At 61.8% G+C, this 22,742-nt stretch carries 35 protein-coding genes and 1 pseudogene; 2 read left to right on the top strand and 34 right to left on the bottom strand.

The annotated features are described in order from the left end of the window. From DID98_RS32255 to DID98_RS32265, 3 genes and pseudogenes are all read right to left on the bottom strand, one after another. Positions 1–255: pseudogene (locus tag DID98_RS32255) on the bottom strand (c-type cytochrome biogenesis protein CcsB); the annotation flags it as partial. A 4-nt stretch (positions 256–259) separates the two neighbouring features. Continuing rightward, the gene (locus tag DID98_RS32260; RefSeq protein ID WP_044848921.1) at positions 260–2,470 is read right to left on the bottom strand and encodes a cytochrome c biogenesis protein ResB; all 2,211 of its coding nucleotides are present in this window, start codon (positions 2,468–2,470) and stop codon (positions 260–262) included. 201 nt (positions 2,471–2,671) lie between these two features. Then, positions 2,672–3,325: a cytochrome c gene (locus DID98_RS32265; RefSeq protein ID WP_044848922.1), complete on the bottom strand. Its 654-nt coding sequence runs from the start codon at positions 3,323–3,325 to the stop codon at positions 2,672–2,674. A 218-nt stretch (positions 3,326–3,543) separates the two neighbouring features. On the opposite strand from DID98_RS32265, the gene yihA reads away from it, so the two are divergent. Together yihA and hemB are read left to right on the top strand one after the other, a co-directional pair. Beyond that, a complete protein-coding gene (gene yihA / locus DID98_RS32270) occupies positions 3,544–4,203 on the top strand; it encodes a ribosome biogenesis GTP-binding protein YihA/YsxC (RefSeq protein ID WP_044848923.1) in 660 nt (219 codons plus the stop codon). A 253-nt stretch (positions 4,204–4,456) separates the two neighbouring features. Then, the gene (gene hemB / locus DID98_RS32275) at positions 4,457–5,455 is read left to right on the top strand and encodes a porphobilinogen synthase (protein WP_121860787.1); all 999 of its coding nucleotides are present in this window, start codon (positions 4,457–4,459) and stop codon (positions 5,453–5,455) included. 111 nt (positions 5,456–5,566) lie between these two features. Here the strand turns inward: hemB and dsbD are convergent, their stop codons facing one another. From dsbD to rpsJ, 31 genes are all read right to left on the bottom strand, one after another. After that, positions 5,567–7,414, bottom strand: a complete 1,848-nt coding sequence (dsbD, locus tag DID98_RS32280) for a protein-disulfide reductase DsbD (protein WP_124523861.1) — start codon at positions 7,412–7,414, stop codon at positions 5,567–5,569. Next, positions 7,407–7,733 carry a divalent-cation tolerance protein CutA gene (cutA, locus tag DID98_RS32285; RefSeq protein WP_124489450.1) on the bottom strand — a complete coding sequence of 109 codons (327 nt, stop codon included), beginning with the start codon at positions 7,731–7,733 and terminating at the stop codon, positions 7,407–7,409. Before cutA ends, dsbD begins: the two co-directional genes overlap by 8 nt. Positions 7,734–7,941: 208 nt before the next feature. Further along, on the bottom strand, positions 7,942–8,337 hold the full coding sequence (rplQ, locus tag DID98_RS32290; protein WP_006477175.1) for a 50S ribosomal protein L17: 396 nt from the start codon (positions 8,335–8,337) through the stop codon (positions 7,942–7,944). 147 nt (positions 8,338–8,484) lie between these two features. Continuing rightward, positions 8,485–9,462, bottom strand: a complete 978-nt coding sequence (locus DID98_RS32295; RefSeq protein ID WP_006477176.1) for a DNA-directed RNA polymerase subunit alpha — start codon at positions 9,460–9,462, stop codon at positions 8,485–8,487. Positions 9,463–9,586: 124 nt separating this feature from the next. Continuing rightward, a complete protein-coding gene (gene rpsD, locus DID98_RS32300; protein ID WP_006477177.1) occupies positions 9,587–10,210 on the bottom strand; it encodes a 30S ribosomal protein S4 in 624 nt (207 codons plus the stop codon). 156 nt (positions 10,211–10,366) lie between these two features. Next, positions 10,367–10,768: a 30S ribosomal protein S11 gene (gene rpsK, locus DID98_RS32305; protein ID WP_004197937.1), complete on the bottom strand. Its 402-nt coding sequence runs from the start codon at positions 10,766–10,768 to the stop codon at positions 10,367–10,369. A gap of 28 nt (positions 10,769–10,796) precedes the next feature. Further along, entirely contained in the window at positions 10,797–11,162 is a 366-nt protein-coding gene (gene rpsM / locus DID98_RS32310) for a 30S ribosomal protein S13 (RefSeq protein WP_039323572.1), read from the bottom strand. 38 nt (positions 11,163–11,200) lie between these two features. Then, positions 11,201–11,317, bottom strand: a complete 117-nt coding sequence (gene rpmJ, locus DID98_RS32315) for a 50S ribosomal protein L36 (RefSeq protein WP_004199844.1) — start codon at positions 11,315–11,317, stop codon at positions 11,201–11,203. 20 nt (positions 11,318–11,337) lie between these two features. After that, positions 11,338–11,556: a translation initiation factor IF-1 gene (gene infA, locus DID98_RS32320; protein WP_004521905.1), complete on the bottom strand. Its 219-nt coding sequence runs from the start codon at positions 11,554–11,556 to the stop codon at positions 11,338–11,340. Between the two features lie 9 nt (positions 11,557–11,565). Beyond that, complete coding sequence (gene secY / locus DID98_RS32325; protein WP_006400642.1) at positions 11,566–12,915, bottom strand: preprotein translocase subunit SecY; 1,350 nt, start codon at positions 12,913–12,915, stop codon at positions 11,566–11,568. A gap of 42 nt (positions 12,916–12,957) precedes the next feature. Next, the gene (gene rplO, locus DID98_RS32330; RefSeq protein ID WP_006482880.1) at positions 12,958–13,392 is read right to left on the bottom strand and encodes a 50S ribosomal protein L15; all 435 of its coding nucleotides are present in this window, start codon (positions 13,390–13,392) and stop codon (positions 12,958–12,960) included. Positions 13,393–13,418: 26 nt separating this feature from the next. Then, complete coding sequence (rpmD, locus tag DID98_RS32335; RefSeq protein WP_006400644.1) at positions 13,419–13,601, bottom strand: 50S ribosomal protein L30; 183 nt, start codon at positions 13,599–13,601, stop codon at positions 13,419–13,421. A 15-nt stretch (positions 13,602–13,616) separates the two neighbouring features. Beyond that, the gene (gene rpsE, locus DID98_RS32340; protein WP_006752931.1) at positions 13,617–14,135 is read right to left on the bottom strand and encodes a 30S ribosomal protein S5; all 519 of its coding nucleotides are present in this window, start codon (positions 14,133–14,135) and stop codon (positions 13,617–13,619) included. A gap of 14 nt (positions 14,136–14,149) precedes the next feature. Next, a complete protein-coding gene (gene rplR, locus DID98_RS32345) occupies positions 14,150–14,515 on the bottom strand; it encodes a 50S ribosomal protein L18 (RefSeq protein ID WP_006477183.1) in 366 nt (121 codons plus the stop codon). Between the two features lie 12 nt (positions 14,516–14,527). Next, positions 14,528–15,058, bottom strand: coding sequence for a 50S ribosomal protein L6 (gene rplF / locus DID98_RS32350; protein WP_006758786.1), 531 nt, complete (start codon positions 15,056–15,058; stop codon positions 14,528–14,530). A gap of 18 nt (positions 15,059–15,076) precedes the next feature. Beyond that, entirely contained in the window at positions 15,077–15,472 is a 396-nt protein-coding gene (gene rpsH / locus DID98_RS32355) for a 30S ribosomal protein S8 (RefSeq protein WP_006477185.1), read from the bottom strand. A gap of 14 nt (positions 15,473–15,486) precedes the next feature. Then, positions 15,487–15,792 carry a 30S ribosomal protein S14 gene (rpsN, locus tag DID98_RS32360; RefSeq protein WP_006482884.1) on the bottom strand — a complete coding sequence of 102 codons (306 nt, stop codon included), beginning with the start codon at positions 15,790–15,792 and terminating at the stop codon, positions 15,487–15,489. Between the two features lie 7 nt (positions 15,793–15,799). After that, on the bottom strand, positions 15,800–16,339 hold the full coding sequence (gene rplE / locus DID98_RS32365; protein ID WP_006477186.1) for a 50S ribosomal protein L5: 540 nt from the start codon (positions 16,337–16,339) through the stop codon (positions 15,800–15,802). Between the two features lie 16 nt (positions 16,340–16,355). Then, positions 16,356–16,664, bottom strand: coding sequence for a 50S ribosomal protein L24 (gene rplX, locus DID98_RS32370; protein ID WP_006477187.1), 309 nt, complete (start codon positions 16,662–16,664; stop codon positions 16,356–16,358). Positions 16,665–16,673: 9 nt separating this feature from the next. Continuing rightward, on the bottom strand, positions 16,674–17,042 hold the full coding sequence (rplN, locus tag DID98_RS32375) for a 50S ribosomal protein L14 (protein WP_006752929.1): 369 nt from the start codon (positions 17,040–17,042) through the stop codon (positions 16,674–16,676). Between the two features lie 309 nt (positions 17,043–17,351). Continuing rightward, on the bottom strand, positions 17,352–17,624 hold the full coding sequence (gene rpsQ, locus DID98_RS32380; RefSeq protein WP_006752928.1) for a 30S ribosomal protein S17: 273 nt from the start codon (positions 17,622–17,624) through the stop codon (positions 17,352–17,354). Continuing rightward, positions 17,621–17,815: a 50S ribosomal protein L29 gene (rpmC, locus tag DID98_RS32385; protein ID WP_006400652.1), complete on the bottom strand. Its 195-nt coding sequence runs from the start codon at positions 17,813–17,815 to the stop codon at positions 17,621–17,623. Before rpmC ends, rpsQ begins: the two co-directional genes overlap by 4 nt. 9 nt (positions 17,816–17,824) lie before the next feature. After that, positions 17,825–18,241, bottom strand: a complete 417-nt coding sequence (rplP, locus tag DID98_RS32390) for a 50S ribosomal protein L16 (RefSeq protein WP_006482873.1) — start codon at positions 18,239–18,241, stop codon at positions 17,825–17,827. A gap of 2 nt (positions 18,242–18,243) precedes the next feature. Continuing rightward, on the bottom strand, positions 18,244–19,044 hold the full coding sequence (gene rpsC, locus DID98_RS32395; protein ID WP_006482899.1) for a 30S ribosomal protein S3: 801 nt from the start codon (positions 19,042–19,044) through the stop codon (positions 18,244–18,246). 11 nt (positions 19,045–19,055) lie between these two features. Next, complete coding sequence (rplV, locus tag DID98_RS32400) at positions 19,056–19,385, bottom strand: 50S ribosomal protein L22 (protein WP_004199272.1); 330 nt, start codon at positions 19,383–19,385, stop codon at positions 19,056–19,058. Positions 19,386–19,397: 12 nt separating this feature from the next. Beyond that, positions 19,398–19,673, bottom strand: coding sequence for a 30S ribosomal protein S19 (gene rpsS, locus DID98_RS32405; protein ID WP_004199273.1), 276 nt, complete (start codon positions 19,671–19,673; stop codon positions 19,398–19,400). A gap of 10 nt (positions 19,674–19,683) precedes the next feature. Then, positions 19,684–20,511, bottom strand: coding sequence for a 50S ribosomal protein L2 (gene rplB / locus DID98_RS32410; RefSeq protein ID WP_006482900.1), 828 nt, complete (start codon positions 20,509–20,511; stop codon positions 19,684–19,686). 2 nt (positions 20,512–20,513) lie between these two features. Beyond that, on the bottom strand, positions 20,514–20,828 hold the full coding sequence (rplW, locus tag DID98_RS32415) for a 50S ribosomal protein L23 (protein ID WP_004199275.1): 315 nt from the start codon (positions 20,826–20,828) through the stop codon (positions 20,514–20,516). After that, on the bottom strand, positions 20,825–21,445 hold the full coding sequence (gene rplD, locus DID98_RS32420; RefSeq protein ID WP_006477192.1) for a 50S ribosomal protein L4: 621 nt from the start codon (positions 21,443–21,445) through the stop codon (positions 20,825–20,827). The genes rplW and rplD overlap by 4 nt, the downstream gene beginning before the upstream one ends. Next, on the bottom strand, positions 21,445–22,095 hold the full coding sequence (rplC, locus tag DID98_RS32425) for a 50S ribosomal protein L3 (RefSeq protein WP_006752926.1): 651 nt from the start codon (positions 22,093–22,095) through the stop codon (positions 21,445–21,447). Before rplC ends, rplD begins: the two co-directional genes overlap by 1 nt. Positions 22,096–22,273: 178 nt before the next feature. Then, positions 22,274–22,585 (bottom strand): 30S ribosomal protein S10, encoded by a 312-nt coding sequence (rpsJ, locus tag DID98_RS32430; protein WP_004199280.1) that lies wholly within the window; start codon positions 22,583–22,585, stop codon positions 22,274–22,276. Between the last annotated feature and the right edge of the window lie 157 nt (positions 22,586–22,742).

The following is a 22,742-nucleotide window of genomic DNA, read 5'->3' on the forward strand; positions in this document are numbered from 1 at the left end:
CAGCCGCGCGGGCTTCCAGCGCCAGCCGAGCACGACGAGCGCCGGCACGGTGCCGATCATCACCGCCTTGTCGTAGTAATTCATGTGTTCGTTGTAATGCACGAACGCATAGCCCGCGCCGACCACGAGTGCCAGTGCGAACAGCCAGTCGATGACCGACAGGCGCGCGAGGAACGGACGGTCGTCGAACAACGGCGCCGGATTCGGGGCCTGAACCGGCCCCGAACGGGAAGAGGAAACTTGCGTGAGATCCATGATGTTACCGGGTGGAATTCTCGGAATCGCCGCCGGCAGGCGGACGGGCAGTCGCTGCCGCACCGGCGGGCGCGGCGTCGCGCGGTGCGGCGCGCAAGGCGGCGCCGGCCGCGTCGCGCGTCTGCACGAATTCTTTTTCGAAATCGAAGGTCTTGCGGGCCGTGGACATCGCCATCACCACATCGACGCCGGAACCGGCATCCTTGAGCCAGAACCAGAGGCGCCGCTCGCGCACGTAGAACATCGAGAAGATGCCGGCGACCAGCAGCAGGCTGCCAAGATACACCAGATTCTTGCCGGGTGCGCGCGTCAACTGAAATACCGAAGCTTGCACCTGCTTGAAGGAGTCAAGCTGCAAATAGACCGGCGATCCATACAAGAAGCTGTCCGATAGCGCATTGATCGCGTTCTGCACGAAGCGGATCGTGTCGGCGCCCTGTTGGGCAGCCGGCTCGCCGGCGCGCTCGCGCGCGATCTGCCAGACCTCCCACATCGAACCCTCGAGCATGCGCAGCAGCAGGCTCGCCGCCTTCTCCTGCTCAGCCTTCGGCACCGAACGATCGATGAAGGTCGCCACCGCCTGGAAGCCGCCGACCGGCTGGCCGTCGGCGCCGCGGCCGATGCTGTCGTCGCTCGCCGCAAAAAGGGTCAGCACTTTGAACGCGCTGTCCTGCAGGCGGCCACGCAGCGACGCTTCGGTCGTCGGCAGCGAACGCTGCGCGAAGCGCGCGGCGGCATCGGCACGCACGGCTGGATCCTCGAGCGCGGCGCGCAGGCGCATCCATTCGCCGATCGAATCCTGGCTGTCGGCCGGAATCCGCATGTAGCGGAACGGATCGTTCGGGCTCGCGCGCACGCCGGCGAGGAACACGCGCGTGCCGCCCATGTCGACGGGCAGCATGTAGTTGTTGAATTCGCGCGCCTGGCCGTCCTTGCCGCGAATCTTGTACTGCACCGACGGGCCGATGTTGTGGAGCTGCACCGGCTTCGACGTCTTCGCGCCCGAACCGAGCCGCTCGTCGAACGCTTCCTTCAGCGACGCCGTCTTCGCGACGCCGCGCACGTCCGGCTTGCCGTTCGCGTCGGCCATGTTCTCGACGTTGATCGCGCGGAAGTCGGAGAACTCGATCGTGTCGCCGTCGCTGCCCGGCATCTGCAGCGGCGCCGTGCTGCCGATCGTGCCCTTCACCGCGAAGGTCTTCGCGTTGCCGCCCGTCATCGGGTAGGCCGTCATCTCCATCTGCGAGCCGCCGTCCTGGAAGCTCGACTGGTAGATCGACACGCCCTTGTACGTGAACGGCTTGTTGACCTCGACGCGCGCCGGGATCTTCTGGCCCGTCTCGCGATCGATCACGACGATGTCGCTCGCGAACAGCTTCGGCATCCCGGTCGTGTAGTAGTCGACGATGAACTTGTTGAGCTGGATCGAGAACGGCAGGTCCTGGATCAGCGAGCCGCTCGGCTGGTTCAGGATCGCGGTCGATACGAACTGGCCTTCCGGCACCCACGCGTAGCCGCGGAACGTCGGGTTCGACACGGACAGCCGGTGGTCGGGCGAGATTTCGCTGATCGTCGCGCTCGTGTTGACCGGGCTCTTGCCGAACATCCACATCTGGAATTTGATCGGCAGGTTGCTGTCCAGCAGGCCGCCGATACAGATCACGACGATCGCAAGGTGCGCGGAGATGTAGCCCCACTTCGTCAGCGCGCCGCGCTTCGCGGAAATGAGCGTCGCGCCGTCGGTTTCACGCACGACGTGCTTGTAGCCGGCCTTGGTGACGAACGTGGCGAGCGTGGCCGCGACGGTCGCGCGCGTGCCGGACGCCGAGTATTCGGCCTTGTGGTGGAACGCGCGCAGGCTGCCTTCGCGGACCTTGTCCTTCCAGCTCTTCGCATCGGCAAGCATCTTCGGCGCATTGCGGATCACGCACAGCGAGATCGACACGACGAGGAAGATCAGGATCAGCATGAACCACCAGGCGCTGTACACGTTGTACAGGCCCAGCGAGCGGAAGATGTCCGCCCAGAACGGCCCGAACTGGTTCACGTAGTTCGGATACGGGTCGTCCTGCGTCAGGACCGTGCCGACGATGCTCGCGATCGACAGCACTACCAGCAGCGCGATCGCGAAGCGCATCGAGCTCAGCAGCTCGATCGCGCGCCTGGACGCACTTTGACCCGACTTCGACTGCAACCCCGACGTGGTAACGCTCATTCAAACTCCGACTAAGGGGAAACAGCCCCTACGCTCACTATGTTCGCTGCCCCAAGGGGGCGGTCAGCACGCTGGGGACGACCCGGCGAGTGCTGACAAAAAAGGGCGAGGCAACCGCAATCACGCGGCGCCCCACCCTTTTTCTTGTTCTGACGCCGGCCGCCCTTCGGGCGCCCGGTCATTCCATTCGCGACCGTCCGGTCAACGCAGGCCCGCGATGTAATCCGCGACGGCCTTGATCTCGTTGTCCGACAGACGCGCTGCGATCTGATGCATCGCCTCGTTGTTGTTGCGCGCGCCGACACCCTGCTGGAACGCGGTCAACTGGGCAACCGTGTAATCGGCCCATTGCCCCGACAGACGCGGGTACTGGACCGGAATGCCCTGCCCCGTCGGCCCGTGGCAGCTCGCGCAGGCGGGTACACCCTTTTCCGCGATGCCGCCGCGATAGATCTTCTGGCCGATCGGCACGGTCGCCGCGTCGCGTGCGGTGCCGAGCTTCGTCGTCTGCGATCCGTAATACGCAGCGACGTTGCGCATGTCGTCCGCGCTCAACGCGCTCGCGAACCCGACCATCACCGGATTGGTCCGCGCCGGCCCCTTCGCGCCCGGCTGGGCCTTGAAGTCGTTCAACTGCTTGACCAGATAGTCGGGATGCTGGCCGGCCAGCTTCGGGAAACTGCCCGACGCGCTGTTGCCGTCCGCGCCGTGACACGACGCGCAAACTTGCCCGGCAATCGCCTTGCCGCGGTCCAGATCCGGCTTTGCCGCATCCGCCGCATTTGCCTCCGCTACGAAACCTACGAACCCTGCTGCAACCTGAAGCACCATCAGAGACTTGCACAGTCGATTCATTCGCACACCCTGTTTCGTCTTGTGGGAATTTGAGGTTCTGCAAAAAACGACGTCGACCAGTCTACCGCAGAAGCTGCATAAAAGCGCGAGGCAGGCGCCCGCAGCCCTTCGGCAAAACCGCCGTATTGTACAATATCGCGCTGAAAGCTCCCGCGCCTATCGGGGCTACCCCGCCTCCACCAAGCGGCTCGCGCCGCCCCGTCCCACCGGTTTCCCCCATGGCCTTTTTGCTCCACCAAGCCCGCTTCTACACGACCGTCAACCATCTGCGCGACCTGCCGCCGACGGTACAACCGGAAATCGCGTTCGCGGGCCGCTCGAATGCCGGCAAATCGACGGCGATCAACGTGCTGTGCAACCAGAAGCGGCTTGCCTTCGCGTCGAAGACGCCCGGCCGCACCCAGCACATCAACTACTTCTCCGTCGGCCCGGCCGCCGAGCCCGTCGCGAACCTCGTCGACCTGCCCGGCTACGGCTACGCGGAAGTGCCGGGGGCCGCGAAGGCCCACTGGGAAATGCTGCTGTCGTCCTACCTCGCGACGCGTTCGCAGCTGTGCGGCCTGATCCTGATGATGGATTCGCGCCGCCCGTTGACCGACCTCGATCGCCGGATGATCGAGTGGTTCGCGCCGACCGGCAAGCCGATCCACACGCTGCTGACGAAGTGCGACAAATTGACGCGGCAAGAAAGCATCAACGCGCTGCGCAACACGCAGAAGGGACTCGACGCGTACCGTGACCAGGGCGTGAAGGGCAAGCTGACGGTCCAGCTGTTCTCGGCGCTGAAGCGCACGGGGCTCGACGAGGCCCATGAACTGATCGAGAGCTGGGTGCGGCCGTCCGTTGCCGACGAAAAAAGCGAGCCTGTAGCACAATGAGCGGGCAACGCGCGGCCGGGACCGGCCGTGCGCACCTGACGGCACCTGCGGATTCGGCCGGCTCATAAAAAAACCCGCCGTTGAACGGCGGGTCAAACAGCCTAATCGAATAACGACAGGCACCCGCTCAGGGAGGAGAAGCGGGGAGCTGCACGCGACGCGTGCCGCTCGATCGCTATCATATACCAACGCTCTCGAAAATGACCTAAGGGTTCCGTAAGGTTCTTACTACCCTGATTTCTGCCCAATCGCCATGAGCTTCCATCCGCTTCACCGTCCGCGCCGGATGCGCCGCGACGACTTCTCCCGGCGCCTGATGCGCGAAAACCGCCTGACCACCGACGACCTGATCTATCCGGTGTTCGTCGTCGACGGCACCAACGAACGCCAGAGCGTCCCGTCGATGCCCGGCGTCGAGCGCGTGTCGGTCGATCTGCTGATGCATGTCGCCGAGCAGTGCGTCGAACTCGGCGTGCCCGTGCTGTCGCTGTTCCCGGCCATCGAGCCGTCGCTGAAGACGCCTGACGGCCGCGAAGCGGCAAATCCGGAAGGCCTGATCCCGCGCGCGGTGCGCGAGCTGAAGAAGCGCTTCCCCGAACTCGGCGTGCTGACCGACGTCGCGCTCGACCCGTACACGAGCCACGGCCAGGACGGCGTGCTCGACGAGAACGGCTACGTGATCAACGACGACACGATCGAGATCCTGGTCGACCAGGCGCGTGCGCAGGCCGAAGCCGGCGTCGACATCGTCGCGCCGTCGGACATGATGGACGGCCGCATCGGCGCGGTCCGTGAAATGCTGGAAAGCGACGGTCACATCCATACGCGCATCATGGCCTATTCGGCCAAGTTCGCGTCGGCGTTCTACGGCCCGTTCCGCGATGCGGTCGGCTCGGCGTCCAATCTGGGCAAGGGCAACAAGATGACCTACCAGATGGATCCGGCGAACAGCGACGAAGCGCTGCGCGAAGTGCGCCTCGACATCGACGAAGGCGCCGACATGGTGATGGTCAAGCCCGGCATGCCGTATCTCGACATCGTGCGTCGCGTGAAGGACGAGTTCCGCTTCCCGACCTACGTGTACCAGGTGAGCGGCGAATACGCGATGCTGAAGGCCGCCGCGATGAACGGCTGGCTCGATCACGACAAGGTCGTGCTCGAATCGCTGCTCGCATTCAAGCGCGCAGGCGCCGACGGCGTGCTCACGTACTTCGCGCTCGATGCCGCGCGTCTGCTGAAAGCGCAGCGCTGAGCCGCGCGCCGGCCGGCACAAGGAAAAACGGCGGGACACTTCGGTGTCCCGCCGTTTTTTTTGCACCGTCCGGTCGGCGCAGCGGGCCGCCCGTGCGCCGACGAGCGCGCGTCACACCGTCGGTACCGCCGCTCGATCGAGGCTGCGCAGGAACGTCTCGGCCGCCTGATAACCGACCACACGGCCGATTTCGTTGCCGTTGCGATCGAAGAAGATGATGCCCGGCGGCCCAAACAGGTTGAAGCGCTTGAGCAGCGCCTGGTCGTCCGGATTGTTCGCGGTGACGTCGGCACGCACCAGGTGAAGCTGCGCGAGCCGCGCCTGCACGCGCGAATCGGTGAACGTCAGATGCTCCATCTCCTTGCAGCTCACGCACCAGTCGGCGTAGAAGTCGAGCATCACGGGCTGGCCCGACGTCTTCAGCAGCGCGTCGAGCTCGCGACTGGAGCGCACCGACGCGAACGCGGGCCCCTGCCCTCCGGTCGCCGCACCGGCTGCCGACGCATCGCCCGACGCAACCGTGCGCGCCGCGAGCACGGCCAGCGGCTTCACGGGGTCGTTGGAGCCCGCCGCAAGACCGACGAGCAGCGTTGCAGCCCAGATCGCAAGCGCAGCACCGAGGCCGCGACCGAGACGGCGCCAGATCGATGCGGCGCCGGCATGCGGCGTAAACAGGCCAAGCGCCGCAGCCGCGACGAGCAGCCACAATGCGGCGAGCACCATCTTCAGAGCGCCCGCGAGCACCGGCCACACGATCCACAGCGCGGCGGCAAGCAGCACGATGCCGAAGAACACCTTCACGCCGTCCATCCATGCGCCCGCGCGCGGCAGCACCGTACCTGCACCGATGCCGACGACGAGCAGCGGCACGCCGAGCCCCAACCCCATAGCGAACAGCGCAGCGCCGCCGAGCAGCGCATTGCCGGTGTGCGCGATGAACGCGAGCACCGCAAACAGCGGCGCCGTCATGCATGCGCCGACGACCAGCGCCGACAACGCCCCCATCGCGGCGACCGCGACGAAGTGGCCGCCCCGGCGCGCGCTCGAGGCTTCCGCCGCGCCGTTCTGCCAGCGCTCGGGCAGCGCGATGTCCTTGCCGGAAATCAGCGATACGGCGAATGCGGTGAGCAGCACGCCGAATGCACCGAGCACCCACGGGTTCTGCAGCCATGCGCCCAGGCTCTGGCCGACCAGCGCCGCCGCGATGCCCAGCACCGTATAGACGAGCGCCATGCCGACCACGTACGTCAGCGACAGCGCGAAACCGCGTGCGTGCGTCGCGCGCGTGCCCTGGCCGATGATGATCGCGGACACGATCGGAATCATCGGATACGAGCAGGGCAGGAGACTCAGCACGACGCCGGCGACGAAATACAGTGCGACGATGGTGAAGAAACCGTGCCCCTCGAGCAGCGACTGCGCGAAATCCGCGCTCGTGACCTTGTCGAACCAGCTGCCCGAAGCCGCCGTGCGATCGACCGGCGCGGCCGCGCCCAGCGCAGCGCCGTCGACCTTCACGACGTGCTCCGCAGGCGGATAGCAGATTCCTTCGTCGGCGCATCCTTGCGACGTCACAGCGAGCTCGAACGGCCCCGCCGCCTGCTTGACCGGAACATGAATCACGACCTCGTCGCGATAGGTCTCGACTTCCTTCTGGAACGTCTGGTCGAACTTCACATGGCCGGCCGGGAATTGCGGATCGCCGAGCGTCGCCTGCCCGCCCTTCACCGCGAACGCGAACCGCTCGCGGTACAGGTAATAGCCGCTGGCAACCTTGAAACGGACGTCCACCTGCCCCGGCGATTCGCTCGCGCTGAACTTGAATGCGACCGACGGATCGAGAAAATCGTCGGCCGCGCGCGCGACCGACAGGCCGCCCAGCACGAACATGAACGACATCAGGACTGCGAGGAACCGCAGCGCGCGCACGCGCACGGAAAGCGCCATACCGTTAAACATGAAATAGACGTTGAGTTTCGCTGGTCACCCACTGGCCGTACGCGGCCGTGGCCGTCCCCTGCCACGAGACGATTTCCGGCGTCTCGTACGGATGATGCGCGAGAATAAATCGCTCCAGTTCGAGCGAGCGGACGGGGCTCGTCTTGAACAGCAACTGGATCTCGTCGGCCGTCTCGACCTTGCCCTGCCAGTGATAGCGCGACTTGATCGCACCGAGCTCCGACACGCACGCGGCAAGCCGCGCGTCGAGCGCGCCGTCGGCGAGCGCCGCGGCCGTCACCGCATCCGGCACCGTCGTCAGCATCAATACCACCACCATACGCGCCCTCCTGACTGGCCTTTACCGGCTTCCGCCGCCACGAATCGCCCCATCGAGGGGCCTGCGCCAATAACTGCATATCGTAGCGCAGCCCGCGCGGCACTGCCGGCACCGGCCTGCGACAATCGATCGCAGCCGAGGCGCCGCCAAAAACAAAAAGGGCCAAGCAATTGCTCGGCCCTTTCGGATCCTGCTGCGTACCGGAAGCTTACTCGGCTTCTTGCACGTTTTCCGTTTCGTCGACTTCCGGACGATCGAGCAGCTCGACCAGTGCCATCGGTGCGTTGTCGCCGACGCGGAAGCCGAACTTCAGCACGCGCAGGTAGCCGCCCGGACGGTTCGCGAAACGCGGACCGAGCACGTCGAACAGCTTCGCCACCGAGTCACGATCGCGCAGGCGGTTGAACGCCAGGCGACGGTTTGCCAGCGACGGCTTCTTGCCGAGCGTGATCAGCGGCTCGACGACTTTACGGAGTTCCTTCGCCTTCGGCAGCGTCGTCTTGATGACTTCGTGCTCGATCAGCGAGTTGGACATGTTACGGAGCATAGCCAGACGGTGGCTGCTCGTGCGGTTCAGTTTCCGCAGACCATGACGATGGCGCATTTCAGTTTCCTTGATTCAAAGTTTTGATCCAGCTCTTCTATCGCACCTCTGGGGTGCACGGGCCGGTAGAGAAAAAAGCAAGATGCGGATTTTAAAGGAAAATCCGCATCTTTGCCAACTACTGCTACAGCCGGGCTACAACCGGGCTTACTTGTCGAGACCAGCCGGCGGCCAGTTTTCGAGCTTCATGCCCAGCGTGAGACCGCGCGAAGCGAGCACTTCCTTGATCTCGTTGAGCGACTTGCGACCGAGGTTCGGCGTCTTCAGCAGCTCGTTTTCCGTGCGCTGGATCAGGTCGCCGATGTAGTAGATGTTCTCGGCCTTCAGGCAGTTCGCCGAACGAACCGTCAGCTCGAGATCGTCCACCGGACGCAGCAGGATCGGATCGATCTGCGGTGCGCGCGACGGTGCTTCGGCAGCCGTTTCCGTGCCTTCCAGTGCCGCGAACACGGACAGCTGGTCGACCAGGATGCGGGCCGATTGACGGATCGCCTCTTCCGGGGTGATCACGCCGCTCGTCTCGATGTTCATCACGAGCTTGTCGAGGTCGGTACGCTGCTCGACACGTGCGCTTTCAACGGCGTAGCTCACGCGGCGAACCGGCGAGAACGATGCGTCGAGGACGATGCGGCCGATGATCTTGGCCGTGTCTTCGCCGTAGCGACGGACGTTGCCGGGCACATAGCCGCGACCCTTTTCGATCTTGATCTGAACGTCGAGCTTGCCGCCCTTCGACAGGTGTGCGATCACGTGATTCGGGTTGATGACTTCGCAATCGTGCGCCAGCTCGATATCGCCGGCCGTGACGACGCCTTCGCCTTCCTTGCGCAGGGTCACCGTCACTTCGTCACGGTTGTGCAGCTTGAACACCACACCCTTCAGGTTCAGCAGCAGGTTGACGACGTCCTCTTGCACGCCGTCAAGCGTCGAATACTCGTGCACCACGCCAGCGATCGTGACTTCGGTCGGCGCGTAGCCAACCATCGACGACAGCAGCACGCGGCGAAGCGCATTGCCCAAGGTGTGGCCGTAACCGCGTTCGAACGGTTCCATGACCACCCTCGCGTGGTTCTCGCCCAGCGATTCCACGGCGATGATCTTGGGTTTCAGCAAACTGGTTTGCATGGGCTTTCCTTTTCAATACCCTCGGCTCGTTACACCGATAAGGCTGACCGGTAACAACCAGAAAATAAACAGCCGAGGCCCCTCCTTGCATAACGCAATCGGGGTACCTCGGCCGTCAATCGGATTAACGCGAATACAATTCGACGATCAGGCTTTCGTTGATGTCGCCTGCGATTTCAGCGCGTTCCGGCATTTGCTTGAACGTGCCTTCGAACTTCTTCGCATCGACTGCAACCCAGCTCGGCATGCCGCCTTGCTCGGCCAGCGACAGCGCTTCGACGATACGCGCCTGCTTCTTCGCCTTTTCGCGGATCGCGACGACGTCACCCGCCTTCACTTGCTGCGACGGCACGTTCGCGACGACGCCGTTCACCGTGATCGACTTGTGGCTCACCAGCTGACGCGCTTCAGCGCGGGTCGAGCCGAAGCCCATGCGATACACGACGTTGTCGAGACGCGACTCGAGCAGTTGCAGCAGGTTTTCACCCGTGTTGCCCTTGCGGCGGTCGGCTTCAGCGAAGTAGCGGCGGAACTGACGCTCCAGGACGCCGTAAATACGCTTGACCTTCTGCTTTTCGCGCAGCTGCGTACCATAGTCGGACGTACGTGCGCCCGAGGTACGGCCGTGCTGACCCGGCTTGCTGTCGAGCTTGCACTTGTCGGCGAGCGAGCGGCGCGCGCTCTTCAGGAACAGGTCGGTGCCTTCACGGCGGGACAGCTTGGCCTTGGGGCCGATATAACGTGCCACTTTGCATTCCTTTATCAATCAGTCACGCGGACCGGAATCCGCGCTAGTTCGCGCCCTTTGGGGCGAACGGTGGGCTTAGTCAATCAAAAAAGCAACGCCCGTCGACGCTACGCGGCGACAGGCAAATGCGCCAGCACGAACGTGCCAGCAGCATTCTTAGATACGACGGCGCTTCGGCGGACGGCAGCCGTTGTGCGGAATCGGGGTGACGTCCGAAATCGCGGTGATCTTGATGCCGAGGCCATGCAGTGCACGCACTGCCGACTCACGACCCGGGCCCGGGCCCTTGATCCGCACTTCCAGATTCTTCACGCCATATTCCATCGCCACGCGACCGGCCGACTCAGCAGCAACCTGAGCAGCGAACGGCGTCGACTTGCGCGAGCCCTTGAAGCCCTGGCCGCCCGACGTCGCCCATGCCAGTGCATTGCCCTGGCGATCGGTGATCGTGATGATCGTGTTGTTGAACGACGCGTGAACGTGAACCACGCCTTCAGCGACGTTCTTCTTAACCTTCTTGCGAACGCGTTGCGCCGCGGTGTTCGAAGCCTTAGCCATTACGTTTTCCTGTAACTGTCAGTTCCGCTTACTTCTTCAGCGCTTGCGCTGCACGACGCGGACCCTTGCGGGTACGTGCGTTCGTACGCGTACGCTGACCGCGCATCGGCAGGCCCTTGCGATGACGAACGCCACGGTAGCAACCGAGGTCCATCAGGCGCTTGATGTTCATCGTCACTTCACGGCGCAGATCGCCTTCGACGATGAACTTGCCCACTTCTTCACGCAGCTTTTCGAGGTCTGCGTCGGTCAGGTCCTTGACCTTCTTCGAGAATTCCACGCCAGCTGCCGTGCAGATGCTGCGCGAGCGCGTGCGGCCGATACCGAAGATTGCCGTCAGGCCGATCTCGGTATGCTGGTGATTCGGGATGTTAACCCCTGCGATACGAGCCATTGTTTTTCCTCAAACAAAAAGCGCAAACAAACGCGCGGTCAGCCTTGGCGCTGCTTGTGGCGCGGATCCGAGCTGCAGATCACGCGAACGACGCCTTTGCGCTTGATGATCTTGCAATTGCGGCAAATGCGCTTAACCGATGCCATCACTTTCATGATAATACCCTTTTTTCAAATCACTTCGCCCGGAACACGATCCGCGCACGAGACAGATCGTAAGGCGTCAATTCAACCGTCACCTTGTCGCCCGGCAGGATGCGGATGTAGTGCATCCGCATCTTCCCGGAGATATGCCCCAACACGACATGGCCGTTTTCCAGCTTCACGCGGAAGGTCGCATTCGGGAGGTTTTCGATCACCTCACCTTGCATCTGGATTACATCGTCTTTGGCCATAGTCCTTGATTAACGCATTGGGATGTTGCCGCCCTTGAAGTTTGCCTTCTTGAGCAGCGACTCATACTGTTGCGACATAACGTACGACTGCACCTGCGCCATGAAGTCCATCGTGACGACGACAATGATCAGCAGCGACGTTCCACCAAAATAAAACGGCACGTTCCAGCGCAGCACCAGGAATTCCGGCAGCAGACACACGAAGACGATGTAGATCGCACCGGCCAGCGTCAGACGCGTGAGGATGCGGTCGATATATCGTGCGGTCTGGTCGCCCGGACGAATGCCCGGAACAAACGCGCCGCTCTTCTTCAGGTTGTCCGCGGTTTCCCTGCTGTTGAACACCAGTGCGGTGTAGAAGAAGCAGAAAAACACGATCGCCAGCGTGTACAGCAGCACATAGACCGGCTGGCCCGGCTTCAGCGCCTCCGCGACGTTATGCAACGTGTTGGAGATCCAGCTTCCCGACGGCTGACCCGTGCTGAACCAGCCGAGAATCGTGGCCGGGAACAGGATGATCGACGATGCGAAGATCGGCGGAATCACGCCCGACATGTTCAGCTTCAGCGGCAAGTGCGACGACTGGCCACCGTAGATCTTGTTGCCGACCTGGCGCTTCGCGTAGTTCACGAGGATCTTGCGCTGACCGCGTTCGATGAACACGACCAGGTAAGTCACCGCGGCGATCAGAACGACGATGATGATCGCCGAAATGATGCTCATCGAACCCGTACGCACCAGCTCGAACAGCCCACCGACGGCATTCGGGAACCCTGCTGCGATCCCGCCGAAGATGATGATCGAGATGCCGTTGCCCAGACCACGCTCGGTGATCTGCTCACCCAGCCACATCAGGAACATCGTGCCGGTAACCAGCGTCACGACCGTCGTCAGCCGGAACAGCATGCCGGGGTCGATCACGAGGCCCGGCTGGTTTTCCAGCGCAGCCGCGATACCGAACGCCTGGAAGGTCGCGAGCACCACGGTGAAATACCGCGTGTACTGCGTGATCTTCCGTTGCCCTGCCTGCCCTTCCTTCTTCAGCGCCTCGAGTTGCGGCGAGACGATCGCCAGCAACTGCATGATGATCGACGCCGAGATGTACGGCATGATCCCCAGCGCAAAGATCGTGAAGCGGGAAAGCGCGCCACCCGAGAACATGTTGAACATGCCAAGGATGCCGCCCGCCTGGCTCTGGAACAGCTTCGCCAGTTGATCCGGATCGATGCCCGGCACGGGGATGTGCGCGCCGATGCGATAGACGATCAGCGCCAGGAGCAGGAACATCGCTCGCCGACGCAGATCGCCGAATTTCGCCGTGCTTCGACCGGGTTTTGCAAGACTCGGGCTGTTAGCCAAGTACCTTCTCCGATGAATGCAAGTAACGACGCGCTACGCGTGTCACTCGGCGAACGAACCGCCAGCCGCTTCGATCGCAGCGCGCGCACCCTTGGTGGCGCCGAGACCCTTCACGACGATCTTGCGCTTCAGTTCGCCCGTCGCGATGATCTTTGCGCTCTTCGTCAGCTCGCCGACCAGGCCGGCTTGCTTCAGTGCGAGCAGATCGATTTCATCGACCGGCAGCTTCTCGAGGTCGCCCAGGCGCACTTCACCGACGAATTCCTTCGTCAGCGACGTGAAGCCGCGCTTCGGCAGACGACGTTGCAGCGGCATCTGACCGCCTTCGAAACCGACTTTGTGGAAGCCGCCCGAACGCGATTTCTGACCCTTGTGACCACGGCCAGCCGTCTTGCCGAGGCCCGAACCGATGCCGCGGCCGACACGACGCTTGGCGTGCTTTGCACCAGCGGCCGGCTTCAGGTTATTCAATTCCATATCAACTCCTTGATCCGTAGGGCCGCTTACGCGATGACCTTAACGAGGTACGAGACCTTGTTGATCATGCCGCGGACCGCCGGCGTATCCTGCAGCTCGCTAACCGAGTTGAGTCGGCGCAGGCCCAGGCCACGCACGGTCGCACGGTGCGATTCGCGGGTCCCGATCAGGCTCTTGACGAGCTGAACCTTGACAGTTTTTTCAGACATGGTGACCACCCGGGCTTAGCCCAAAATATCTTCGACGGACTTGCCGCGCTTCGCCGCGATGTCTGCCGGGGTCGACTGCTTGCGCAGACCGTCCAGCGTGGCGCGAACGAGGTTGTACGGGTTCGTCGAACCGTGGCTCTTCGCCACGACGTTCTGAACGCCCATCACGTCGAACACTGCGCGCATCGGGCCGCCGGCGATCACGCCCGTACCTGCCTTCGCCGGAGCGAGGAGGACAGCGGATGCGCCATGCTTGCCGTGCACTTCGTGCTGCAGCGTGCCGTTCTTGAGCGGCACCTTGAACATGTTGCGGCGAGCTTGTTCCATTGCCTTCTGGACAGCGACCGGCACTTCCTTCGCCTTGCCCTTGCCCATACCGATGCGGCCATCACCGTCGCCAACCACGGTCAGTGCGGCGAAGCCGAGAATACGGCCACCCTTCACGACCTTGGTCACGCGATTGACCGAAATCATCTTTTCGCGAAGGCCGTCGTCGCGCTCGTCAGCCTGAACTTTCGCTTGCATCTTTGCCATGACGAATTCCTTCCTTAGAACTTGAGCCCAGCTTCGCGAGCTGCCTCAGCCAGCGCCTTGACGCGGCCGTGGTAGCGGAAGCCCGAGCGGTCGAAGGCGACGGATTCGATGCCGGCAGCCTTTGCCTTCTCGGCAATACGCTTGCCGATCAGCGTCGCGGCATTAACGTTGCCGCCCTTGCCCGACTTGTCGGCCAGTTCAGCGCGCACTTCTGCTTCGAGCGTCGACGCGCTGGCGAGCACCTTGGTGCCGCAGGGCGAGAACACTTGAGCGTAGATGTGCGTGTTCGTGCGATGCACGGCGAGACGCGCGACCTGCAGCTCAGCGATCTTGATACGCGTCTGGCGAGCGCGGCGCAGGCGAGATTGAGTCTTATCCATGATTGCGCACCCTTACTTCTTCTTCGTTTCTTTGAGGATCACAACCTCGTCGGAATAGCGCACGCCCTTGCCCTTGTACGGCTCCGGCGGACGGTAACCGCGGACTTCCGCAGCCACTTGACCGACTTGTTGCTTGTTGATCCCCTTGATCACGATTTCGGTTTGCGTCGGGGTTTCAGCCTTGACGCCTTCCGGCATCTGGTGCACCACCGGGTGCGAGAAACCCAGCGACAGGTTCAGCTTGTCGCCTTGCGCTTGCGCACGATAACCGACGCCAACCAGCGTCAGCTTGCGCTCGAAACCCTTGGTCACGCCGTGCACGGCATTCGCGATGATCGCGCGCATCGTGCCCGACAGTGCGTTTGCTTCGCGGCTTTCGTCGACCGGCGACAGATTCAGCGTGCCGTCGTTGTTCGCCACGTTCACGAGCGGATTGATCGCTTGCGTGATGGTGCCCAGCGGGCCCTTGACGGTGATCGCACCGTCGGCCAGCTTGACTTCCGCGCCTTGCAGCGCGATCGGGCTCTTACCTACTCGAGACATGTTTCTCTCTCCTCGGCTTTAAGCAACGTAGCAGATGACTTCGCCGCCGACGCCGGTAGCGCGCGCCTTGCGGTCGGTCATCACGCCCTTCGGCGTCGACACGATTGCCACACCCAGGCCGTTCATGACCTGCGGAATGTCGTTACGGCCGCGGTACACGCGCAGACCAGGCTTCGACACGCGCTCGAGGCGTTCGATGACCGGGCGACCTGCGTAGTACTTCAGCGCGATATTCAGTTCGGACTTCGCACCTTCCGCCTTGACGGCGAAATCGTCGATATAACCTTCGTCCTTCAGGACTTGCGCGATTGCAACCTTGACCTTCGACGAGGGCATCGCGACCGATACCTTCTCGACCATCTGCGCGTTGCGGATGCGAGTCAGCATATCGGCGATAGGATCACTCATGCTCATTTACGTTTCTCCTATTACCAGCTCGCCTTGGTCAGGCCAGGAATCTCGCCACGGAATGCGATTTCACGAATCTTGTTACGCGCGAGGCCGAATTTACGGAACGTGCCACGCGGACGGCCCGTGATCGCGCAGCGGTTACGCTGGCGGGTCGGGTTTGCGTTGCGGGGCAGTTGCTGCAGCTCAAGGCGTGCTTCGTAGCGCTCTTCTTCCGACTTGCTTTGGTCTTCGACGATCGCCTTCAGCGCTTCGCGCTTTGCTGCGAACTTCGCGACCAGGCGGGCGCGCTTCTTTTCACGTTCGATCAGTGCCAGTTTAGCCACGGTAACCTCAGTTTCTGAACGGGAACTTGAAGCTGGCGAGCAGAGCCTTTGCTTCGTCGTCGGTCTTCGCAGTCGTCGTGATGCTGATGTTCAGCCCACGCAGTGCGTCGATCTTGTCGTAGTCGATTTCGGGGAAAATGATCTGCTCTTTCACACCGATGTTGTAGTTGCCGCGGCCATCGAAGGCACGACCCGACACACCGCGGAAGTCACGCACGCGGGGCAGGGCAACGGTCACGAAACGGTCGAGGAATTCGTACATCGCTTGGCCACGCAGCGTCACCATCGCGCCGATCGGGTAACCCTGGCGGATCTTGAAGCCTGCGATTGCCTTGCGTGCCTTCGTGACGACCGGCTTCTGACCAGCGATCTTCGTGAGGTCGCCGACGGCGTTCTCGATGATCTTCTTGTCAGCGATCGCTTCGCCAAGACCCATGTTCAGCGTGATCTTGGTGATGCGCGGCACTTCCATGACCGACTTGTAACCGAACTTCTCGATCAGGCCGGGCACAACCTTTTCTTTGTAAAACTCTTGAAAACGAGCCATTTTTTACTCCGCTGCGTCAGGCGCTCAGTACGGCACCGGTCGTCTTCAGGAAGCGAACCTTCTTGCCTTCCTCGACCTTGATGCCAACACGCGACGCCTTGCCATTCGCGTCGACCAGTGCGACGTTCGAAATATGCAGGGGCATCGTCTTCGCTTCCACGCCGCCCGTCGTACCCTTCATCGGGTTCGGCTTCACATGCTTCTTGACGAGGTTGATACCTTCAACCGTCACATGTTCTGCACCGACAGCCAGCACGACGCCGCGCTTGCCCTTGTCTTTGCCAGTGACGACGATGACTTCGTCACCTTTGCGAATCTTGTTCATCGCGACTCCTTACAGCACTTCCGGCGCCAGCGAAACGATCTTCATGAATCGTTCGCTACGCAGCTCACGCGTCACCGGCCCGAAGATACGGGTGCCGATCGGCTCAAGCTTGTTATTCAAAAGCACAGCGGCGTTGCCGTCGAACTTGATCAGCGAGCCGTCTTGACGGCGAACACCCTTGGCGGTGCGGACCACCACGGCGTTGTAGATTTCGCCTTTCTTCACGCGCCCGCGCGGCGTTGCTTCTTTGACGGTCACCTTGATGATGTCGCCAATGCCGGCATAACGACGCTTCGAGCCGCCGAGCACCTTGATGCACATGACTTCACGTGCACCCGTGTTGTCGGCTACTTCGAGCCGAGATTCGGTCTGGATCATGGTTTGTCTTTCCCAACTTAATCCGATTGCACCACCATGATGCATTCGGTCAGTCTTGGTCCCGTCAGCCAATCGGCTGCTTGGGTTGGAACAGCAGCGACGGCAAACGAAACCCGCCATCGCAATTCGGTGAATCTTTCGGACAGGCTGGCGCCAGTCCGCTTCCCCCACCAACTTCGCCCGCGACGGGGCTCCCATAAAGAGGGAAGACCAGGATTATAACAAATAACCCTGGTCACGCAAGCAAAAACTTTGCGATTTCAAGCACTTCGTGGCGAAGTGCTTGTTACTGCCTACTGCTCTGCCCGCTTAGATGACGCGAGCTGCTTCGACGAGGCGCGACACCGTCCAGGCCTTCGTCTTCGAAACAGGACGAGTTTCCTGGATTTCGACGAGATCGCCTTCGTTGCAGGTGTTCGCTTCATCATGCGCGTGGTACTTCTTCGAGCGCACGACATACTTGCCGTAGATCGGGTGCTTGACGCGGTGCTCGATCAGCACGGTGACGGTCTTGTCCATCTTGTTGCTGACGACCCGACCGACCAGCGTCCGCTTCAGCGAGGTTTTCACGCTATCGTTCATTTCTGGTTCGCCTTCTGAGTCATGACGGTCCGCACACGTGCGATGTCGCGACGAACCTTCTTCAGCTGGCTCGTGTTCGTGAGCTGCTGGGTCGCGAGTTGCATGCGCAGGCCGAATTGCGCCTTCAGCAGGTCCGCCAGCTCCTTGTTGAGCGCGGCCTGGTCTTTCTGGAGAAGTTCGGAAGCCTTCATGTTTTCTCCTTAGGCGCCGAGCTGGCGCACGATGAATGCCGTCTTCAGCGGCAGCTTGGCTGCAGCCAGACGGAACGCTTCGCGTGCCAGTTCTTCGGTTACGCCGTCCATTTCATAGAGCATCTTGCCCGGCTGGATCTCGGCGACGTAGTACTCCGGGTTACCCTTACCGTTACCCATACGCACTTCTGCCGGCTTTTGCGAAATCGGCTTGTCCGGGAAGATCCGGATCCAGATGCGGCCGCCACGCTTGATGTGACGCGTCATTGCACGACGCGCCGCTTCAATCTGACGTGCGGTCAAACGACCGCGACCGATCGCCTTCAGACCGAATTCACCGAACGACACTGCGTTGCCGCGCGTCGCCTTGCCGGTGTTACGACCCTTCTGCTCTTTACGATACTTTCTGCGTTTCGGTTGCAGCATCGTTATTCTCCAGTCTTGCCGTCTTCGGGCTTGCCGGCGCCACGGCGCGGTGCGCCACGACGAGCACCCGGAGCGCCGCCTTCGCCGTCACGGCGCGGACGACGGTCGCCCGGACGCGCATTGCGACGCGGACGCTTGTCTTCGGCTACTTCTTCGACCACCGGCGCGTCATTGCGGCCGAGCGTGTCGCCCTTGTACACCCACACCTTGACGCCGATGATCCCGTAGGTCGTCTTCGCTTCCGAGGTCGCGTAGTCGATGTCGGCACGCAGCGTGTGAAGGGGCACGCGACCTTCGCGATACCACTCCGTACGAGCGATTTCGATACCGTTCAGACGGCCTGCGCTCATGATCTTGATGCCTTGGGCACCCAGACGCATCGCGTTCTGCATCGCACGCTTCATCGCGCGACGGAACATGATCCGGCGCTCGAGCTGTTGCGTGATCGAGTCAGCGATCAGTTGCGCATCGGTTTCCGGCTTGCGGATTTCTTCGATGTTGACGTGAACCGGCACGCCCATGCGGCGTTGCAGTTCCGTCTTCAGCTGTTCGATATCCTCGCCCTTCTTGCCGATGACGACGCCCGGACGCGAGCTGTAAATCGTGATGCGCGCGTTCTTCGCCGGACGCTCGATGACCACCCGACCGACCGAAGCGTTCTTCAGCTTCTTCTTCAGGTATTCACGAACACCGATGTCTTCCTGCAGCATCGCCGCGAAATTGTTGTTGTTCGCGTACCAACGCGAAGCCCAATTGCGGCTGACAGCCAGGCGGAAGCCAGTCGGATGAATTTTCTGTCCCATCGTATGGCTCCTTAATTCCCGACCGTCACAGTGATGTGACAGGATTGCTTCTCGATGCGGTTACCGCGGCCCTTGGCGCGCGCGGTGAAACGCTTGAGCGATGCCGCCTTGTCGACGTAGATGCTCTTGATCTTGAGCTCGTCGATATCAGCGCCTTCGTTGTGCTCCGCATTCGCGATTGCCGACAGCACAACCTTCTTCACGATGCCAGCCGCCTTCTTCGGCGAGAACGTCAGAACGTTCAGCGCCTTGTCGACCGGCAAACCGCGGATCTGGTCAGCCACAAGGCGCGTTTTTTGCGCCGAGATGCGGGCACCGCGATGAATTGCTTTCACTTCCATCTTGATTGCCCCTTATTTCTTGGCCTTCTTGTCGGCCGCGTGACCCTTGAACGTACGGGTCAGTGCGAACTCGCCAAGCTTGTGGCCGACCATGTTTTCCGAGATGTACACCGGAACGTGTTGACGGCCGTTGTGAACAGCGATCGTCAGGCCGATGAAATCCGGCAGAATCGTCGAGCGACGCGACCAGGTCTTGATCGGCTTTTTGTCGCGCGAAGCTGCAGCCGCCTCAACTTTCTTCAGCAAATGGGCGTCGCAGAACGGACCTTTTTTTACAGAACGTGCCATTGCCTACTCCTTAACGCTTGTGACGGCGCTGGACGATCATCGTCGTCGTGCGCTTGTTGCTGCGGGTGCGGTAACCCTTAGCCGGCGTACCCCACGGGCTCACCGGGTCGCGACCTGCAGCCGTCTTGCCCTCACCACCACCGTGCGGGTGATCAACCGGGTTCATCGCAACGCCACGCACCGTCGGGCGGATACCGCGCCAGCGGTTCGCGCCAGCCTTGCCGATCTGGCGCAGGCTATGCTCTTCGTTACCGACTTCACCGATCGTTGCACGGCACTCGATGTGCACGCGGCGGATTTCGCCCGAACGCAGACGAACCTGCGCGTAGACGCCTTCACGTGCCAGCAGCATGGCCGACGTGCCAGCCGAACGCGCCATTTGCGCGCCCTTGCCCGGCAGCATCTCGATGCAGTGGATCGTCGTACCGACCGGAATATTGCGGATCGGCAGCGTGTTGCCTGCACGGATCGGCGCTTCCGAACCCGACATCAGCTGTTGGCCGACGGTCAGGCCCTTCGGGGCGATGATGTAGCGACGCTCGCCGTCTGCGTAGAGCACCAGCGCGATGTTCGCGCTACGGTTCGGGTCGTACTCGAGACGCTCGACCTTTGCCGGAATGCCATCCTTCGTGCGACGGAAGTCGACGATACGATAGTGCTGCTTGTGACCACCACCCTTGTGACGCGTGGTGATACGGCCGTTGTTGTTACGGCCGGCGGTCGAGCTCTGCGAGTCGAGCAGTGCCGCGAACGGCTTGCCCTGGTGCAGGTTCTTGTTGACCACCTTGACCATCGCGCGGCGACCCGGCGATGTCGGCTTAACTTTCACGATTGCCATGATTACTTGGCCTCCGCTTCAAAGTTGATTTCCTGGCCGGGCTTCAGGCAAACGTACGCCTTCTTCACGTCCTTGCGGCGGCCCATCGAACGGCCGAAGCGCTTTTGCTTGCCCTTCTGAACCAGCACGTTGACCGAATCAACTTCAACCTTGAACAGCAGCTCGACAGCCGCCTTCACTTCCTGCTTCGTGGCATCCGGTGCGACTTCGAACACGACTTGCTCGTTCTTGTCGGCAACCAGCGTCGCCTTTTCCGAGATCACCGGTGCGAGCAGGACCTGCATCAAACGATGATCGTTCTTGCGAATCTCGCTCATGACAGCAACTCCTCGATCTGGGCGACCGCAGCCTTCGTGACCAGCACTTTCTTGAAGTAGATCAGCGACAGCGGGTCAGCGTAGCGCGGCTCGACAATCGCCACGTGCGGCAGGTTGCGCGAAGCCAGGTACAGGTTCTCGTCGACCGTGTCCGTGATGATCAGAACGGAGTCGAGACCCATGGTCTTGAATTTGTCAGCCAGCAGCTTGGTCTTCGGCGCTTCGAGGATGATGTCCTCGACGACCGACAGACGGCCTTCGCGGGCCAGCTGCGAGAAGATCGAGCAGAGACCTGCGCGATGCATCTTCTTGTTGACCTTGTGCGAGAAGTTTTCTTCCGGCGAGTTCGGGAAGATGCGACCACCGCCACGCCACAACGGGCTCGACGACATACCGGCACGAGCGCGGCCCGTACCCTTCTGACGCCACGGCTTCTTGGTGGTGTGCTTGACTTGCTCGCGGTCCTTCTGTGCGCGGTTACCCTGGCGAGCATTCGCCTGGTACGCGACGACGACCTGGTGGATCAGCGCTTCGTTGTAGTCACGACCGAACACGACGTCCGACGCGTTGACCACTGCACCTTCCTGACCATTTTCGTTCAGGAGCTTGAGTTCCATTATTTCGCCCCCTTGGTCTTGACGGCCGGCGTCACGAAAACCTTGCCGCCCTTCGCGCCCGGAATCGCGCCCTTGACGAGCAGCAGCTTGCGCTCTGCGTCGATACGAGCGATTTCGAGGTTCTGCACCGTCACCGTAACGTCACCGAGGTGACCCGTCATGCGCTTACCCGGGAAAACGCGACCCGGATCCTGCGCCATACCGATCGAGCCCGGCACGTTGTGCGAGCGCGAGTTACCGTGGGTAGCACGGCCGGAGGAGAAGTTGTAACGCTTGATCGTACCGGCGTAGCCCTTACCGATCGACACGCCTTGCACGTCGACCTTCTGGCCTACTTCGAAAAGATCAGCACCGACCACGGCGCCATTCGACAGCTCGGCTGCCTTGGCCGCGTCAATGCGGAATTCCTTGAGGATTTCACCGGCTTCGACACCGGCTTTGGCGAGATGACCTGCCAGCGGCTTCGTCACGCGCGATGCGCGGCGGGAGCCGAATGCAACCTGCACGGCCGTGTAGCCGTCGGTTTCAACAGTCTTGATCTGCGTCACGCGGTTGTCCGACACGTCCAGCACGGTGACGGGAATCGAATCCCCTTCAGCCGTGAAGATACGGGTCATGCCAACCTTGCGACCTACGAGTCCAAGGCTCATCATTTTCTCCATTCCCGACTGCGATTGGTCGGGGCTGATTTACAAAATGCCGGGCACGCAAGGCCCAACTTTTTTACGCGAATACGCGAAAAGCCAAGCAGTATAGCCCGACTTCTCGATTTCCGCAAGCAATACAAAGACTTAGCACCACCCGACACGCCGGGAGGCGCCGAAAGCCTTACTGCAGCTTGATTTCCACGTCGACGCCAGCCGGCAGGTCGAGCTTCATCAGCGCGTCAACCGTCTTGTCGGTCGGATCGACGATGTCCATCAGGCGCTGGTGGGTACGGATTTCGAGCTGATCGCGCGACGTCTTGTTGACGTGCGGCGAACGCAGGATGTCAAAACGCTGAATGCGCGTCGGCAGCGGCACCGGGCCACGGACGATTGCGCCAGTCCGCTTCGCGGTATCGACGATCTCGGCAGCCGATTGATCGATCAGACGATAGTCGAAAGCCTTCAGGCGAATGCGGATTTTCTGTTGCTGCATGACGATTCCTTGAAAAGAGCGAGGCGATGTTGCATCGCCGGACACTAAAAGAACGCGAAACCTGTTGCCTGCGGGGAGCGAGGCGCCCGGTCCCGAACGGTACTTCCACTGCTAAGCCCGCGATTCTACACGAAAAATCGAAGCGGTGGTGTGCGTT

The organism is Burkholderia sp. Bp8984, assembly GCF_003853755.1.
Classification (GTDB): Bacteria; Pseudomonadota; Gammaproteobacteria; order Burkholderiales; family Burkholderiaceae; genus Burkholderia.

Coding starts and splice junctions, on each gene's coding strand:
- dsbD (WP_124523861.1), bottom strand. CDS start 7,414: ATGTTTAACGGTATGGCGCTTTCCGTGCGCGTGCGCGCGCTGCGGTTC.
- hemB (WP_121860787.1), top strand. CDS start 4,457: ATGAGCTTCCATCCGCTTCACCGTCCGCGCCGGATGCGCCGCGACGAC.
- DID98_RS32265 (WP_044848922.1), bottom strand. CDS start 3,325: ATGAATCGACTGTGCAAGTCTCTGATGGTGCTTCAGGTTGCAGCAGGG.
- rpsS (WP_004199273.1), bottom strand. CDS start 19,673: ATGGCACGTTCTGTAAAAAAAGGTCCGTTCTGCGACGCCCATTTGCTG.
- cutA (WP_124489450.1), bottom strand. CDS start 7,733: ATGGTGGTGGTATTGATGCTGACGACGGTGCCGGATGCGGTGACGGCC.
- rpmD (WP_006400644.1), bottom strand. CDS start 13,601: ATGTCTGAAAAAACTGTCAAGGTTCAGCTCGTCAAGAGCCTGATCGGG.
- rplN (WP_006752929.1), bottom strand. CDS start 17,042: ATGATCCAGACCGAATCTCGGCTCGAAGTAGCCGACAACACGGGTGCA.
- rpsM (WP_039323572.1), bottom strand. CDS start 11,162: ATGGCTCGTATCGCAGGGGTTAACATCCCGAATCACCAGCATACCGAG.
- rpsQ (WP_006752928.1), bottom strand. CDS start 17,624: ATGAACGATAGCGTGAAAACCTCGCTGAAGCGGACGCTGGTCGGTCGG.
- yihA (WP_044848923.1), top strand. CDS start 3,544: ATGGCCTTTTTGCTCCACCAAGCCCGCTTCTACACGACCGTCAACCAT.
- rplX (WP_006477187.1), bottom strand. CDS start 16,664: ATGAACAAGATTCGCAAAGGTGACGAAGTCATCGTCGTCACTGGCAAA.
- rpmJ (WP_004199844.1), bottom strand. CDS start 11,317: ATGAAAGTGATGGCATCGGTTAAGCGCATTTGCCGCAATTGCAAGATC.
- rpsE (WP_006752931.1), bottom strand. CDS start 14,135: ATGGCAAAGATGCAAGCGAAAGTTCAGGCTGACGAGCGCGACGACGGC.
- rpsJ (WP_004199280.1), bottom strand. CDS start 22,585: ATGCAGCAACAGAAAATCCGCATTCGCCTGAAGGCTTTCGACTATCGT.
- rpsK (WP_004197937.1), bottom strand. CDS start 10,768: ATGGCTAAGGCTTCGAACACCGCGGCGCAACGCGTTCGCAAGAAGGTT.
- rplP (WP_006482873.1), bottom strand. CDS start 18,241: ATGCTGCAACCGAAACGCAGAAAGTATCGTAAAGAGCAGAAGGGTCGT.
- rplE (WP_006477186.1), bottom strand. CDS start 16,339: ATGGCTCGTTTTCAAGAGTTTTACAAAGAAAAGGTTGTGCCCGGCCTG.
- rpsC (WP_006482899.1), bottom strand. CDS start 19,044: ATGGGACAGAAAATTCATCCGACTGGCTTCCGCCTGGCTGTCAGCCGC.
- DID98_RS32295 (WP_006477176.1), bottom strand. CDS start 9,462: ATGCAAACCAGTTTGCTGAAACCCAAGATCATCGCCGTGGAATCGCTG.
- rplF (WP_006758786.1), bottom strand. CDS start 15,058: ATGTCTCGAGTAGGTAAGAGCCCGATCGCGCTGCAAGGCGCGGAAGTC.
- rpsH (WP_006477185.1), bottom strand. CDS start 15,472: ATGAGCATGAGTGATCCTATCGCCGATATGCTGACTCGCATCCGCAAC.
- rplO (WP_006482880.1), bottom strand. CDS start 13,392: ATGGAATTGAATAACCTGAAGCCGGCCGCTGGTGCAAAGCACGCCAAG.
- rplV (WP_004199272.1), bottom strand. CDS start 19,385: ATGGAAGTGAAAGCAATTCATCGCGGTGCCCGCATCTCGGCGCAAAAA.
- rplR (WP_006477183.1), bottom strand. CDS start 14,515: ATGGATAAGACTCAATCTCGCCTGCGCCGCGCTCGCCAGACGCGTATC.
- rplQ (WP_006477175.1), bottom strand. CDS start 8,337: ATGCGCCATCGTCATGGTCTGCGGAAACTGAACCGCACGAGCAGCCAC.
- rplW (WP_004199275.1), bottom strand. CDS start 20,828: ATGAGCGAGATTCGCAAGAACGATCATCGTTTGATGCAGGTCCTGCTC.
- rpmC (WP_006400652.1), bottom strand. CDS start 17,815: ATGAAGGCTTCCGAACTTCTCCAGAAAGACCAGGCCGCGCTCAACAAG.
- DID98_RS32260 (WP_044848921.1), bottom strand. CDS start 2,470: ATGAGCGTTACCACGTCGGGGTTGCAGTCGAAGTCGGGTCAAAGTGCG.
- rplD (WP_006477192.1), bottom strand. CDS start 21,445: ATGGAACTCAAGCTCCTGAACGAAAATGGTCAGGAAGGTGCAGTGGTC.
- rplC (WP_006752926.1), bottom strand. CDS start 22,095: ATGAGCCTTGGACTCGTAGGTCGCAAGGTTGGCATGACCCGTATCTTC.
- infA (WP_004521905.1), bottom strand. CDS start 11,556: ATGGCCAAAGACGATGTAATCCAGATGCAAGGTGAGGTGATCGAAAAC.
- rplB (WP_006482900.1), bottom strand. CDS start 20,511: ATGGCAATCGTGAAAGTTAAGCCGACATCGCCGGGTCGCCGCGCGATG.